We start from the raw sequence: 14,220 nt of genomic DNA on the forward strand, positions 1-14,220 counted from the left end.
GGTCAGCGCTTCGTCGGCTGGATGGCCTCGCGGACGGCGGCGAGGCCACGGATTCCTTCGCGGTTGCCGGTGGCCGCCACGGCCTTGAAGACCCGCTCGGCATCGCGGTAGCGGCGCAGCTGCATATAGGCATAGCCGCGCAGGACCATGAGATCGAGCTGTTCTGGAACGATCCGGGCCCGCTGGTCCAGCGTCATCAGCGTTTCGACGGGACGCCCGGCATCGAAGGTGCTCGTGGCGCGCTGCGACAGGATGGCGCCCTCGAGCTCGATCCGGCGGGCGCGCGGCTGCTGTGCGATCGTGGCCGCGACGGCCGCCTTGTCGGTCAGCTGCGCGCGCAGATAGGCGAGGGACAGGCCGTAGGCGGCATCCTGCCGCAATCCGGCACTGGTGGTCGCGAGCGCACGGTCGAAGAGCGGCGCGGCTTCCATGGGGCGGTTCGCCTCCATCAGGCACCAGGCGCGGTTCAGCGCCGCCTGTGGCGCCAGGGTCTGCGGCGGTATGGCATCGCGGCAGCCGCGCACCGAGGCGCCGCCGCCGGAGGCAGCCTGGCGCTGCGCGGGCGGCGCGGCGCGCGCAGGCGGTTGGGTGGCCACCGGGGCAGGGGCCATTACGGGGGCAGGCGCCATGGCCTGCGGCTGCATGGTCGCCTGTGGCTCGGCATAGGCCATGGGCGCGACGGGCGCAGCCTGCTGCGTTCCGGCCTGCGCGCCGGCTGGCGCAAGCGTGCCCTGGACGGGCGCCATGGGCTGCATTGCCATCGTGGCGGGAGTGGACGGCAGCGCCGCGGATGCCTGCGGCGTGGCGCCGCGCCAGTCGCGTCCGATATTGGCGATCCGTTCGGACCGGCCGGCCCAGGCCTCTTGGATCGCGCGCAAGCCGGCGGCATCGCCGAGCCGCTGCCGGGTCAGGGCCAGGCCGAAGGCGGCCAGCTCGCTGTCCGCCCGCCAGTTCAGGCTCGTGGCGAACCATTGGCCAGCCGTCGGAAACTGGTTCAGCGCATAGGAGTACCAGCCCAGTTGCTCGGCCGTCGCGGCATCCCGCGCGTTGGCGACTTCCTGCACGATGAGCGACAGGACGTCCGCCGGCAGCGACACCGGCGGCTCTGCGGCCAAAAGGTTGGCTGCGGCGGCCAGATAGACGGAGCGCGACTCGGTCGATTCGGAGCTGAAGGGCCGCATCGTGGCTTCCGCGGCGGTAAAGTCGCGAAGGCCGATCTGAGCCAGGGCAAGCCCGCGCGCGGCTTCGGCCGTGTTGTCGCGCTGGGCGGCGCGGGTGAACCAGTCCCGGGCGTCGGTATAGTCCTGGCGCTGGACGTAGTACCAGCCGAGCAGCAAAGCATCGGCGGCCGAATCATTGTCCTGCGCCGTGGTCCGCAGAAGGGTGAGCTGCTCCGGCGGAACGGTCATCTTCGGGTCCGCACCGCCGTCGGCCACGGCCTGGCGGGCAATGTCCACGCGGATCGACTGGAACTCTCCCTGTCCACTCGCATCCTTGCGCTCGAGAGAAAGGAGCTGTTGCAGATCTTCGCGCGGCAGGAGCGGCAGAGCCATCTGCACCGTCGCCAGCCGCTCATTGGCATTGTCGCACGTGCTCAGGATGTAGCGGTAGGCATCGGTCGCCCGGGCCGGCCGGTCGGTTTCGGCAAAAGCCCTGGCCACCCGCCACAAGACGTCGACGTCGCTGCAGGTCAAAAGGCTCGGATTTTCGGCGCCGAGCCGGATGACGGTTTCGTTCTGCTTGAGGTCCGAGGCATTGATGAGCTGCTGGCGCGCTTCCGCCAGGGCCAGGCGGTCCAGCAAATCCTGCGGCACCTGCCAGGCCGGCTCGCGGTTGCGCCGCTCGGCGATGGCCTCGCGGACCTGGGCGTACTGCCCCTGCGCATAGAGCTGCCACATGCGGTCGAGTTCGGTATCGCCCACATCGGCGACGGCCAGCGGGTCGGCCGGCGGCGTCCAGTTGGGATAGAGCGCCCGCAAACGGGCGATCTCCGCCTCCAGCCGTCGCGTATCCCCCTGCCGGGCGAAGTAACGCAGCGCGGTCTCGTCTACCTCCGGTACGCTGTCGGCAGCAGGCTGCGCAGCCGCCGGTGCCGGAGTGCCCTGGCCGGCCGGCGCATCCGCCTGTGCGTAGAGCCGGGCCTGGCCGGATACGGGCTGCGCGGAGCCGGTGAAAGGGCCGGCAAGGCCAAGTGCGGTCACGAGCCCGGCGCCGAGCCCGAAAATGGCCAACTGGTTCATGACAGGCACTCCGGATGATGCTCCGCCGCATAGGACAGACCCAGGAGGTGCAGGGTCGAAGGGTAATAGAGCGTCGGTGTGAACTGGCGCAGATCCTCGCCGATCTTTGTGCCGTCCCGCGCGCAGGCGGCGAGAGCCGGAATGATGCGGTATCCCGGATCCGTCAGCCGCTCGCTGACCGCGCCCGACTCAAGATCGACCAGCGTCACCGCGTTGCCGTCCGGATCCATCGCCTTGGCGAGGCGCTCGATCAGCTCCGGCGCGTCGATCTGGCCACGCACGAGATAGAGCGGAATGCGCAGCGCATTGTAGCCGAACTCATCCTTAAAGCCTTCCGCAGGGCGCGGCACCGTGCGGATGGACAACCATTCGGGGGGCAGGTTGCGCCCGTCCGTCAAGGACTGCTCGATCAGGGCCACGCCGTTCTGCGAGACAGCGTCCCAGTCGATCGACGGGGCGAGGTCGGCCAGCACGGGGAAGGCCTCGAAGACCCAGTAGGACAGGTTGACGACGGGCCCGTCCGGGCGCGCCTGTGCATCATATCCATCGGCGCCGGGCATGATGACCGGAGCGCCATTATGCTGGCGCACGACCGTATCGCCGATCGCCTTGGCCAGGCCCGCGCCGGCGTTCAGGAGGTCGGGCCGGTTCCAGCCGCGGCCGGCCAGGCCCAGCGCATAGGCGATCAGGATATCGCCGTCGGTGGCATTGTTCGGATCGGTGATGCGCGGTGTCGATTGCGGATCCCAGCGCCACATGACGAGCCCGTCGTCGCGCAGCATCATTTCCGTTCGGGTGAAGGACCAGATCCGTTCGAAATCACCCCGGTTGTCGGCCAGATAGGCCAGGATCATCCCGTAGCCCTGGCCCTCGCTGTGGCTGATGCGGCCATTGGCGGTGTCCACGACGCGGCCGTTGGGCTCCACGAAGGCATTGCGGAAGGCCGTCCAGTCGTCGGCTTCGATCGCTGCGGCGAGCGCCGGACCAGAACACAGGGCCATGAGGGGGGCCATAAGGGCAAGGCTCGATAGGGTGCGGGCAAGACGGCGCATCAGTGTCGTCCCAGCCGACGGGCGAGAAGGGTCGTGGCGATGCCGAGGATGGCGGAGAAGATGAACAGCATGGCCGCGTAGAGCAGGATGTTTTCCGAAAGGGCGTTGGCAGCGATCAGACGAAAATTCGTATAGGAGAGCGCCTGGGTCTGGACGAACTCCACACTCGCAACCGGAACATTCGTGAAACTGTCGGTGGCGGGGGAGAAGCTCGTCAGACGTCCTTGCAGCAAGGGCCAGTTGTCGTACTCCGTCATGGTTTCCATGCCGGACTGGAGTTCCTCGTCCGTCGGGGCCGTGACCAGGAGCCAGGAGCCACCGCCATCGGGGCTGATGCCCTGGGCGATCATGGCGGAGGTGCCGGGTGGCGGCGTGTAGGGGCCGCTACTGCCCGGCAGGAGCCGCAACGTGTCGAAGGACAGGTCGAACGTATCGGACAGCCATTCGCTGACGCGCTCGAGCGGGCGCAGCCAGTTGGTTCCGACCTGGCTGCTCCACCGGTCCATGGCCGCGGCCGTCCCGGCGGAGGTCGGCATGGCGCCCGGCGCGACCGTGCCGCTGGTGCGGGCCTGCTCCGAAATGCCGACGGTCGCCAGCACGCCGACCGGAACCTGCGGCAGCGTGTTGACGAAGATCGCCCCGCGCCCCGGCAAAGAGGTGAGCGGCGCGGTCGAATCCAGATCGATGATGCGCCCCGCAGACAGGGAAAGGCGCGCCAGGAAGGTGGCGGCGGCCGACAGGGTGGCGCTGCTGCCGCGGTCGAGGATCAGCGGGACCGGCTCGGTCGCGCGGTTGTAGGGGAAGCCGGTGCCGCTGACGGCCGGCAGGTTCGGCTGGGTGCCGATCCGGGCAAAGTTGGGAATGTCGAAGCTCGATGTATCGAACAGCGCGAAGCGCACCGCATCGCCCGCGCTGGCGCCCGGTGCGCAGACGGCGTCCGATTCGGTCAGGAGCACCGTCTCGATGGCGATCTCGTTGATGCCGGGCCGGAAGTGTCGCATCGTCACATTGACGGGCAGCTGCCGCAGGATCGCGCCCGCGCCGGCACCCAGGGGCACGGTCGTGGCGATGTTGCCGTTCACATAGATATCGAGATGGCTGCCCGGAAGGATGTCCTGCGAATAGGCGGCATCCAGAATGAGCTGCGCTTCACCGTAGTCTGCGGCATAGAAGTCCGACGGCACGCCGATGTTGAAGGACGTGTTGAAGCGCCGCCCGGAAAATTCCGTGGTCGTCACCCCCAGCTCCGAGAGGGGGATCGACGCTGCGCCCATCACGAAGGGCGGGTCGGGATAGACCCAGCCCGCATAGGAGAGGACGGTCCGCTGGACCGAGATGGGGCGCTCGGACGGCGCCGTGATCTGCCGCATGGCGGCGTTCACATCGGCCCAGCCGGGACCGGACAGGACCAGCACCGAGCGATTCGGCATGACGCCGTCGACGAAATCCAGCGTGGCGGCGCTGCCCACCTGTTCGGGCAGGCTCGGAACCAGCCGGCGCAGCGGCGCGGCGGGGCCGAGCAGTACCACGATCTCACCCTCGGCAGCGTCGCTCGGAAGGGCATCGAGGACACGGACGGACTGGTTGGGCATGCTGGCCAGGAGCGACATGCCCTGCGCCAGCTTGGTCAGCGGCTCGACGGCCGAGGCCACTTCGCTCGGCGGCACGACGATGGAGAATCGCGTGCGCCCCGCGCTGTCGGCACCCAGCCCGCGCAGATCGTCCAGCCGGCGCATGCGCACCGTGTCGGGATCGGCATAGTCCAGGAAGGTGCGGGCCGGCGTGATTTCGGTCCAGAGATCGTAGGTGGATGATATGCTGCAATCGGTGCGGTGGCGCATCGATGCCTCGAAGACGACCAGGTTGTAGCCGGTCTTCAACACACCCGGCGGCACGTCGATCTGCATGTCGCTCACCCCGTCCGAGGAGGCGATGGGCTCGTCCACCAGCATGCTGCCATTGATGGAGACGCGCAGGCGCGAGGATTCCGGGGCCACGAAAATGGCGTTCTGATAGCCAAGGTTGAAGGTGGCCGCGGCACCGGCCTCTTCCGGCGTCAGATACAGGGACCAGGCCCGCCGGGCGATCTCTCCCGGCAGGTTCAGCCGCTCGAAGGGTACGATGAACCTGCGTCCGCTGGTGGCCGCCGCCTGAGCCGGCGCGGGGCTCGTCTGTGCGGGCTGCGAAGCCGGAGGTGCCGCCACGGGGGCGTTTTGGGGGGCGGCAGGTGCAGGCTGCGCGGGGGCAGGCGGTGCTGCCGGAGCGGGCGCCTGCTCCACCGGCGCAGGCTCCGCCGGCCGCTCGCCCGACATGTCGAAGGGACTGCTCTGTTGTGCCAGCGCCGGCGCGCCGGTCAGGACGAGCATCGACAGAAGGGCACGTGCGGCAAGGCGCGACAGGGTCATCCGCATGTCACCGTGCCGCCGACTGGAGTTGCTGTGCCGTCTGCTCCTTGCGGCCGACCTTGGCACGGAACAGGTAGTAGAGGCCCCTCTGCGTCTGGAAGAGTGCGATCTTGATGAAATAGTAGGTCCCGCGCAGGACGCCGGGGTTGCGGCGGCGCGACTGCTGAATGGCCGACCACTGGTCCGAATTGGCGAAGACCAGGTCGGAGATCAGGCTGAAATGCAGGGCGCTGGTCGGGGCGAACTGGCAGCCGATGGCCGCGCCGTTGCCGACGCGTTCGACGTTGCGGATATCCACCGGCATGGAGTCGCCGCCCACGGGGCGGCCCGGCTTGAAGCGCACCATGCCATGCGATCCGCCGCCCAGCGTGTCGGGCAGGGCGCCGAACACGCGGATGCGGGCGCCGGACACCGAGACATCCTCGATGGTGCCGGGCAGGATCTGGCCATTCACCTCCACCTCGCAACGCCGCTTGATGGAAACGCGCTGCGTCTGGCGCTTGGAGGAGCGCTCGGACACGACGCCCAGGGCGCAGCCCGCAATCAGGAGGTTCAGGAGGTTCCAGCCGCCCACGACGAGCGTCAGATCGGCCCGGTAAGGCTCGGCATAGATGCGCCAGATCGTAACGCCGACGGCCACGACCAGGACGAAGAAGATCACGAAGAAGGGCAGGCTGATTTCCGACAGGCGGCTCTGCGCGATGGATTCGTCCTTGGCCGTCACCTTGAAGGTCGGCTTGCTCGGGTTGATCATCACGGAGATGACCGCCGGCAGGAGATGCACCGTCTGGACATATTCGTAGAGCTCGGAAATCCAGGGCCAGCGGTAGAAGCCGTACATGTAGTTCTGCATCATCAGGTTCACCGCCATGTAGGTCAGCGTATAGGCGAGGAACTCGCCACCCGATGCGGTGAAGATCTCAAGGTCGAGGAACAGATAGAAGAGCGGCGCGATGAGGAACATGGCGCGCGGAAAGGGGAACAGCCAGAAGAGCGTGGACGACATGTAGCAGAAGCGTTGCGGCAGGGAGAGGCCGCGCTTCAGCGGCGGGAAGCGGTAGCGCAGGATCTGCATCATGCCCTGCGCCCAACGCGAGCGCTGGCCGATGAAGCTGGCGAAGGTGGCCGGCTGCAGCCCCGCGATCAGCGGCTTGTCCACATAGACGCTGTTCCAGCCGCGGGAATGCAGCTCGATCGCGGTTTCGCAATCCTCGGTGATGCTGACGCCGGAAAAGCCGCCCGTCGTCTCGAGCGCCTTGCGGCTCAGGACGGCGGCCGAGCCGCAGAAGAAGGCAGCGTTCCATTTGTCGAGGCCGCGCTGGATCATGCCGTAGAACATCTCGTTCTCGGACGGCATCAGCGTGAAGGTGCGCAGGTTGCGCTCCACCGGATCGGGATTGAGGAAGAAGTGCGGCGTCTGCACCAGGAAGAGCTTGGGATCTTCGCGGAAATAGCCGACCGTCTCGCGCAGGAAGTCACGCGCCGGCGCGTGGTCGGCATCGAAGACCACGATCAGCTCGCCGCTGGAAAAGGCCATGCCGTTGTTGAGGTTGCCGGCCTTGGCGTGCTGGTTGCGCTCACGCGTCAGGTAGATGGCGCCGAGCGAGGCGCAGAGCGCCTGCAATTCGCGGTACCGTTTCTCGGCTTCCTGGGCCGATTCCGGATCGTCGGAGTTGCGCTTCTGCACGGTGCCGCCATCGTCGAGCAGCCAGACCTTCAGCTTTTCCGGCGGGTAGTCGATGGCCAGGCATGCCGCCAGCGTGTTGGCCAGAAGGCCAGCATCCTCGTTGTAGGTCGGCACGAAGACATCCACATGCGGCAGGTCCTGCGGGTCCTCTTCCGGGCGGGGCGGGCGCGGCGGGATCGGTGCAGCCACCACGAAGAGGCTGAGGAACAGCATGAAGACGCTGTACATCTCGGCCATATAGACCATGAGGCCGGGGATGAAGTTTTCCGGCTGGTTGATGGGCGGCAATGTGCTCGTGGTGCGCCAGTAGACGTAACGCAGCACGACGGCCGTTCCCAGCGCCAGGGCGATGAGCCGCCACGGGCCGGACAGGCGAAGCATCTTGATGATCGCCATCGCGATGAGGACGAGCGCCACCGAGACGAGCTGCGTCTCCACGCTGACGGGCAGCGTGATCAGCGAGATCGACATGACCGCCGTGACGAACCACAGGACGAAGGTTCCAGCCGTCATGCACGAGCCCTCACGCCGAGAAACGTCTTTACTGGCATACGACGCCCTCGCCGCTGGCATGGGGCAGGCAGAGCGGGCGGGACGGCCGATCGCTGGCGGCCGGCGACGGCACGCTCTGCGTGGCCCCCGGCGTGGCGCCTGCCGGAGCCGTGCTGACCGGCGGCGGCGGCGGGACCGGCGTACCGATCGGCGCGGGCAGCGGTTCGGCCTGGACGGGCGCCGGCGCGACCGCCTGGACCCGCTGCGGGCTGGCACGGCGTGCCGGCGCGCGGGGTGGCGGTGCGGGCTCCGGATCCGCCAGGACCGATTCGAACCCGCCTGCCGCCACGGGGTACATGGGCTCGCCCGGGCGGCCCAGATCCTCGCTCGGCCCCTTGGGCGAGCCGTAGGGATTCCACTGGAAATTGTCGAAGTAGGCGTTGATCGAATAGCCGTACATGGTCAGCAGCAACTGCTCTTCGCTCTGGTTCGGAGCGCAGAGCCGCAGGCGCAGCTGGATGGTCCCCTGAGCGCGCAGGATCAATGTGGAGTTGTCGCGGCCGACAATGCGCTGCCAGCCATAGAGGCAGATGTCGCCGGACGCCGAGCGCCCGACCGCATAGGAGAAGGTGCCGAAGCGGTTCTGCACATAGCTCGCCGATTGCTGCATCGGCACGCCCGGCATGGCGGCGCGGATTTCCTTGGCAATATCGTTGGCGCGCAGCGGACGGTCGTTCAGCGGGCTGTCGCCCAGGCCCGGGCCGTTGCCGACCGGCCCGAAGAACTGGACCAGGAGGTAGTTCTCGCCGGTGGTGGAGCCCTGCGTTTCCAGGACGATCTTCTGCTCCGTCGCATCCGTGTAGCGGCGCTCGATCACGCTGACCACGGCAGGCCCGCCCGGCGGCGGCAAGGCGAAGGCGCCTTCCGGCGGCACGAAACGGTAGCTGGAGGACAGATCCGGCTGGCCGGTCATGCATCCTGCCAGAAGAAGGCCGGCACACAGGACCGACAGGTGGGACAGGAGGCGTATGGCTGGACGCGGCATGATCACGACGCTTTAACTCTCCTGTCGAACACCCGCCCGTCGAACTGACGGCAGCAGCGCCGGCGGCCCCTGCGACCTACGCCTTTGGGAGGCGCGGGTACGGGTTTGGACGGCAGAAGCCTCGATAAGTATTCCGCTTTGCGTAGGGAACGTCCAGTTGTGTGGCCGCGCTTGTGCCAAATTACCACAGGTAGTGACTCAAAGGTCACGTCGGAAATTCTGAGGCGCAGGCAGGTTGGTAGCCAACGGGCTGTTTCCAACGAGGGCGATGATTATGTAGTAGGGAGGCGAGCGGCGTGCGCGACCGGTATGAGCCGAGTGCGAGCGGCTATGAGACAACGGGGTTCGTGAGGACATGACAAGCAAGCTGGAACAACTGCGCGAGATGACGGTCGTCGTGGCCGACACGGGTGATATCGAGGCCGTGCGTCGCCTGAAGCCGGTGGATTGCACGACCAATCCGACCCTGGTGCTCAAGGCCGTCGGCCTGCCCCTCTTTGCCGAGAAACTGGACGAAGCCGTATCCTGGGGCCGTTCGCAGAGCATGGATGGTGGGGAGCGCGTCGCGGCCGTGGCCGACCGGCTCGCCGTGTCGGTCGGGGCGGCCTTGTCCGAACTGGTGCCGGGCCGCGTATCGACCGAGGTCGATGCCGACCTCTCCTTCGACACGGAGCGCTCGCTCGAAAAGGCACGCGGCATCATCGCCGCCTACGAGGAGCGGGGTGTCGGGCGTGACCGAATCCTGGTCAAGCTGGCGGCGACGTGGGAGGGAATCCGCGCTGCGGAGATCCTGCAGCGCGAGGGGATCGACTGCAATCTGACCCTTATTTTCAACGAGGCCCAGGCCATTGCCTGCGCCGATGCTGGCGTCTTCCTGATCTCGCCCTTCGTGGGCCGCATCCTCGACTGGCACGTCAAGCAGTCGGGCAAGAGCTTCACGCCGGACGAGGATCCGGGCGTGCAGTCCGTTCGCAGCATCTATCGCTACTTCAAGGCGCACGACATCAAGACGGTCGTGATGGGCGCGTCCTTCCGCTCGGCCGGAGAGGTCGAGGCGCTGGCCGGCTGCGACCGGCTCACCATTTCCCCCGCGCTCCTGGAAGAACTCGACAAGGACCAGGGGACGCTGGAGCGCAAGCTTTCTCCCGACATGGGCGGAGAGACGCCCGAGCGCCGGCATTACGACGAGAAATCGTTCCGCTGGGCGATGAACGAGGATCCGATGGCGACCGAGAAGCTCGCCGAAGGCATCCGCTCCTTCAATGGCGACCTCATCAAGCTGCGCACGCTGGTGGCCGAGCGCCTGGCCTGACGCTGCGCAATCGCAAATCCGGTCCGGCGCCTGTGGCGCCGGGCCGCATCTATTGGAAGAGCGCGCGCAGCTCCGTTTCCCGGTCGTTGACGAGCCAGCCGTAATAGTTTTCCTCGGGCAGGCGCTTGGGCTGGCGAGAGGCCGCACGCTGCCGGTTGTCGCGCGACAGGACGCCGGCGCGGGCAACCGGGCTTCCCACATTGTAGAGCGTGGAGACGATGCCCGGATTGCCGGAAATGTCGAAGCCCGCAATGTCACGATAGGCCGCTATGGACGAGCGGATGACCGCCGCCATGTAGGCCAGCGATTTGTCAGGATCCATGATGGCGGCATAGACCCCGGCCGCGTCGTTCGGGTCGAGCCGCGGATAGCCCGACACCTTGGCCACCACATCCGAAACCGACAGCGCCGTCAGCGGGTTGAGCTGGCCGAGACCGAAGGTCTGCCCTGCATAATAGGGCTGAAAGAAGGTGGCGCCGAAGCGCTGGTTGGGGTAGGTCCGGCCGTTCACCGTGCGGCCCCGGAAGTTGGCGTCGTAGACCGTTTCCCGGCAGTTCCAGAGCGCCTCGTCGTTGCTGGACGCATCGCAGGCCCGGAACGGCGCCGCCTTCAGGAGCTCCGACAGGCTTTCGCCCTTATAGGCGAACTCCATGCTCGAATTCAGGTAGGACGCGGCCTTCACGTAATAGGTCTGGAGCCGGTCCAGCGCATCGACATTGTAGGTATGCTCCCCCACCAGCGCGCCGGCGATATGCACCGGATCGATGGAGTAGCGACGCGATACGGCGACGATCTTCTTGCGCAGGTCCCGGTCACGCTCCAGAAGCGCGTAGATACGCTGATACTTGTTGTCGTAGCTCGTCTTGAGCTGGCGCGTGCGCCGCTGCGAGGCGCCGGGAATGGGTGGCTGCTCGGCATGCCGGTTGCCCGGGGGGACGGTCTCGGCGGCGTGGCCGGCATCCGGCTGGAACAGCAGCGCCGCGCACAGAGCAAGCATGGTCAGGCCGGAGCGCCGGCGGATTGGACCTGGCATCGTGGAAACATCCGCATGTTGCGATGGTCCGCAGTCTGCCTGCGGCACGCAAGAAAGGGTGCGCGCTCCTTAGCACGCACCCCTGGCAATGTACAATTGTAAGCCCGGCTAACCTTAAAGCGTCAATTCGCGGCGCGGGTCAGTCGGATGATCGAGCTGTCGCCGCCGCCCCGCTGCTCCGTCACCGCATAGACGGCCCCGTCCGGCCCGACACGCACGTCGCGGATGCGCGCATCCAGCGGCACACGCTCCTCGGACGCCACACGGCCATTTTCCGTATGAAGAACGACGATGCCCTGGGATACGAGGCCGCCGATCAGCAGCGCATCCTGCCATTCGGGGAACTCGTCGCCCGTATAGAGCGCCATGCCCGACGGCCCGATCACCGGATCCCAGTAATAGACGGGCTGTTCCATGCCCTCGGCCGCGGTCTGGCCCTCGCCGACCTTCGCGCCGGAATATTCCACGCCATAGGTGATGACGGGCCAGCCATAATTCAGGCTCGGCTGCGGCTGGTTCAGCTCATCGCCGCCCTTGGGACCGTGCTCCACCGTCCAGAGCGTTCCGTCGGCATCGAGAGTTGCCGATTGCAGATTGCGGTGGCCATAGGACCAGATCTCCGGGAGTGCCCCTTCCTGGTCGATGAAGGGGTTGCCCTCGGCGGGCTCGCCGTCGGGCGTGATGCGGAACACCTTGCCGAGCCCGCTGCCAAGATCCTGCGACTGGACGCGCGGTTCGGGATCGGAGCGCTCGCCGACTGTCACGAAAAGGTTGCCATCCGGCGCAAAGACGAGCCGCGAGCCGAAATGCTTGTCGCCATCATAGGTCGGCATCTGCTGGAAGATCACGGCCACGTCCTCGAGCCGCGCGGTATCGCCGTCCTCGACCAGCCGTGCCTTGGCGACGCTCGTTCCGTTGCCGCCGTCCCGCGGCTCGGAGAAGGAGAAGAAGATGGTCTGGTTTTCTGCAAATTGCGGGCTCAACGCCACGTCGAGCAGCCCGCCCTGGCCCTCGGACGCGACCTCGGGAACACCGTCGATTGGATCGCCGGCCTGTCCTTCAGCCGACACGATCATCATCTGCCCTTCCTTGGCGGTGACGAGCATGCGACCGTCGGGCAGGAACTCCATGGCCCAGAGGTGCGGAAGACCATCGGCGACGACGGTCGCCTCGACCTGCGGCATCTCGGCCGGCTGCGGCGCGCGCGTCTGGTCCGCGCTGGCCGGTTGCTGGTCAGGTGCGTTGGGCGGGTTCGTTTCGACCGGCTGGCCAGCCGCCTCGGGGGCCTCGCCCGTCGCGGGTGCGACGCCTTCGACATGGCCAAGGCCGGAATTGTCGTTCTGGGCAAGGGCCACTCCGGTGAAGAGCGCCGTCGTGGCCAGGAGTACGGTCAGTCGGGTCATTCGAGCTCCATCGATTCGTCGTCTCGCCATCATGGCTGAGGGCACAATGCGCAAGGGGCGGCCGGTGTTGCCCCGGCCGCCCCTTGCAGGCGAACACGATATCGAAATCGCCCCGTGACCGGGCCGACGGTTCAAAGGATGAAGCGCGACAGATCCGCATTGTCGGCAATGCCGTCCAGCGCCCGGCGGACATAGGCGCCATCCACCGTGTAGGACTGGCCGCCTTTATCGGGTGCCTCGAAGGAGATGTCGTCGAGCACCCGCTCCATCACCGTCTGCAGGCGCCGCGCGCCGATATTCTCGACACTCGCATTGAGAGAGACGGCAATGTCCGCAATCGCCTCGATGGCATCGTCGGTGATGTCCAGCGTGACATTCTCGGTCTTCATCAGGGCCACATACTGCTTGATGAGCGAGGCCTCCGTCTCCGTCAGGATGCGGCGGAAATCCTCCCGCGTCAGCGGTCGTAGCTCCACCCGGATCGGCAGGCGGCCCTGCAGTTCCGGCAGGAGGTCGGACGGCTTGGCCACATGGAAGGCGCCGGAGGCGATGAACAGGATATGGTCGGTCTTGACCGGTCCATGCTTGGTGGCGACCGTCGTTCCCTCGACGAGCGGCAGAAGATCGCGCTGCACGCCCTCGCGGCTGACGCCGCCGCCCATCCCGTCCTGCCGGTTGGCGACCTTGTCGATCTCGTCCAGGAAGACGATTCCGTTGTTTTCCACCGCCGCGATGGCGTCGGACACCACGGCCTCATTGTCGAGCAGTTTGTCGGATTCCTCGTTTATGAGGAGCTCGTAGCTCTGCTTGACGGTGGTGTGCACCTGCTTGGTCCGGTTTCCCATCGCCTTGCCGAACATGTCCGACAGGTTCAGCATGCCGATATTGGCCCCGGGCATGCCCGGGATCTCCATGGCGCCCATGGGATTGGACGTGTCGGCCACGTCCACATCGATTTCCTTGTCGTCCAGTTCGCCCGCCCGCAACCGCTTGCGGAAACTATCGCGGGTGGCAGGTGAGGCGGTCTTGCCCACCAGCGCGTCCAGGACGCGCTCCTCCGCCCCACGATGCGCCTTGGCGCGCACTTCCTCGCGCTTCTTCTCACGCACCAGGGAAATGCCGATCTCCACCAGGTCGCGCACGATCTGCTCGACGTCGCGGCCGACATAACCGACTTCGGTGAACTTGGTTGCCTCCACCTTGATGAAGGGCGCGCCCGCCAGCCTGGCGAGGCGACGGGAAATTTCCGTCTTGCCGACGCCGGTGGGGCCGATCATCAGGATGTTCTTCGGCATGACCTCTTCCCGCAGCGAATCGTCCAGCTGCTGCCGGCGCCAGCGGTTGCGCAGTGCCACGGCCACGGCGCGCTTGGCGTCGTTCTGCCCGATAATGTGCCTGTCGAGTTCGGAGACGATCTCGCGCGGGGAAAAGTCGGTCATGATCTTTTGTCTTGTCCAGCGATGGGATGAATGCCGACCGGCATCCGGTATCCAGATGGGGAAGCCTTCGCCACTTTGCCACCCCGGCGCATGCCCCGGTGTGCGGCGACCG

The 14,220-nt window shown here is 66.8% G+C and carries 9 protein-coding genes; 1 reads left to right on the top strand and 8 read right to left on the bottom strand.

Features of this window, described 5'->3' with window-relative positions; genetic code table 11:
• Positions 1-2 precede the first annotated feature (2 nt).
• From AUL30_RS04415 to bcsN, 5 genes are read right to left on the bottom strand one after another with little or no spacing between them, the layout of a single operon-like run.
• Positions 3-2,240, bottom strand: coding sequence for a hypothetical protein (locus AUL30_RS04415; protein ID WP_062226649.1), 2,238 nt, complete (start codon positions 2,238-2,240; stop codon positions 3-5).
• On the bottom strand, positions 2,237-3,241 hold the full coding sequence (locus tag AUL30_RS04420; protein WP_407638261.1) for a glycosyl hydrolase family 8: 1,005 nt from the start codon (positions 3,239-3,241) through the stop codon (positions 2,237-2,239). Before AUL30_RS04420 ends, AUL30_RS04415 begins: the two co-directional genes overlap by 4 nt.
• A 50-nt stretch (positions 3,242-3,291) precedes the next feature.
• A complete protein-coding gene (locus tag AUL30_RS04425; protein ID WP_062226651.1) occupies positions 3,292-5,703 on the bottom strand; it encodes a cellulose biosynthesis cyclic di-GMP-binding regulatory protein BcsB in 2,412 nt (803 codons plus the stop codon).
• A 1-nt stretch (position 5,704) separates the two neighbouring features.
• Positions 5,705-7,897 (bottom strand): UDP-forming cellulose synthase catalytic subunit, encoded by a 2,193-nt coding sequence (gene bcsA, locus AUL30_RS04430; protein ID WP_062226652.1) that lies wholly within the window; start codon positions 7,895-7,897, stop codon positions 5,705-5,707.
• A gap of 28 nt (positions 7,898-7,925) precedes the next feature.
• Positions 7,926-8,921, bottom strand: a complete 996-nt coding sequence (bcsN, locus tag AUL30_RS04435; RefSeq protein WP_062226653.1) for a cellulose biosynthesis protein BcsN — start codon at positions 8,919-8,921, stop codon at positions 7,926-7,928.
• A 355-nt stretch (positions 8,922-9,276) separates the two neighbouring features.
• On the opposite strand from bcsN, the gene tal reads away from it, so the two are divergent.
• Complete coding sequence (gene tal, locus AUL30_RS04440; protein WP_062226654.1) at positions 9,277-10,233, top strand: transaldolase; 957 nt, start codon at positions 9,277-9,279, stop codon at positions 10,231-10,233.
• 49 nt (positions 10,234-10,282) lie between these two features.
• On the opposite strand, the gene AUL30_RS04445 is transcribed toward tal, so the two are convergent.
• The 3 genes from AUL30_RS04445 to hslU form a co-directional block, all read right to left on the bottom strand.
• Positions 10,283-11,266, bottom strand: coding sequence for a DUF1402 family protein (locus AUL30_RS04445; RefSeq protein ID WP_062226655.1), 984 nt, complete (start codon positions 11,264-11,266; stop codon positions 10,283-10,285).
• 122 nt (positions 11,267-11,388) lie between these two features.
• A complete protein-coding gene (locus AUL30_RS04450; protein WP_062226656.1) occupies positions 11,389-12,669 on the bottom strand; it encodes a PQQ-dependent sugar dehydrogenase in 1,281 nt (426 codons plus the stop codon).
• A 131-nt stretch (positions 12,670-12,800) separates the two neighbouring features.
• Entirely contained in the window at positions 12,801-14,108 is a 1,308-nt protein-coding gene (gene hslU, locus AUL30_RS04455; RefSeq protein WP_062226657.1) for an ATP-dependent protease ATPase subunit HslU, read from the bottom strand.
• Positions 14,109-14,220 lie beyond the last annotated feature (112 nt).

The sequence above is a fragment of the Aureimonas frigidaquae genome, assembly GCF_001463905.1.
Taxonomy (GTDB): domain Bacteria; phylum Pseudomonadota; class Alphaproteobacteria; order Rhizobiales; family Rhizobiaceae; genus Aureimonas; species Aureimonas frigidaquae.

What these genes read in the sequence shown, in the direction of transcription:
- AUL30_RS04415 (WP_062226649.1), bottom strand. Translation starts at nt 2,240, where the DNA reads ATGAACCAGTTGGCCATTTTCGGGCTCGGCGCCGGGCTCGTGACCGCA.
- AUL30_RS04450 (WP_062226656.1), bottom strand. Translation starts at nt 12,669, where the DNA reads ATGACCCGACTGACCGTACTCCTGGCCACGACGGCGCTCTTCACCGGA.
- AUL30_RS04425 (WP_062226651.1), bottom strand. Translation starts at nt 5,703, where the DNA reads ATGCGGATGACCCTGTCGCGCCTTGCCGCACGTGCCCTTCTGTCGATG.
- AUL30_RS04420 (WP_407638261.1), bottom strand. Translation starts at nt 3,241, where the DNA reads ATGGCCCTGTGTTCTGGTCCGGCGCTCGCCGCAGCGATCGAAGCCGAC.
- bcsN (WP_062226653.1), bottom strand. Translation starts at nt 8,921, where the DNA reads ATGCCGCGTCCAGCCATACGCCTCCTGTCCCACCTGTCGGTCCTGTGT.
- hslU (WP_062226657.1), bottom strand. Translation starts at nt 14,108, where the DNA reads ATGACCGACTTTTCCCCGCGCGAGATCGTCTCCGAACTCGACAGGCAC.
- tal (WP_062226654.1), top strand. Translation starts at nt 9,277, where the DNA reads ATGACAAGCAAGCTGGAACAACTGCGCGAGATGACGGTCGTCGTGGCC.
- bcsA (WP_062226652.1), bottom strand. Translation starts at nt 7,897, where the DNA reads ATGACGGCTGGAACCTTCGTCCTGTGGTTCGTCACGGCGGTCATGTCG.
- AUL30_RS04445 (WP_062226655.1), bottom strand. Translation starts at nt 11,266, where the DNA reads ATGCCAGGTCCAATCCGCCGGCGCTCCGGCCTGACCATGCTTGCTCTG.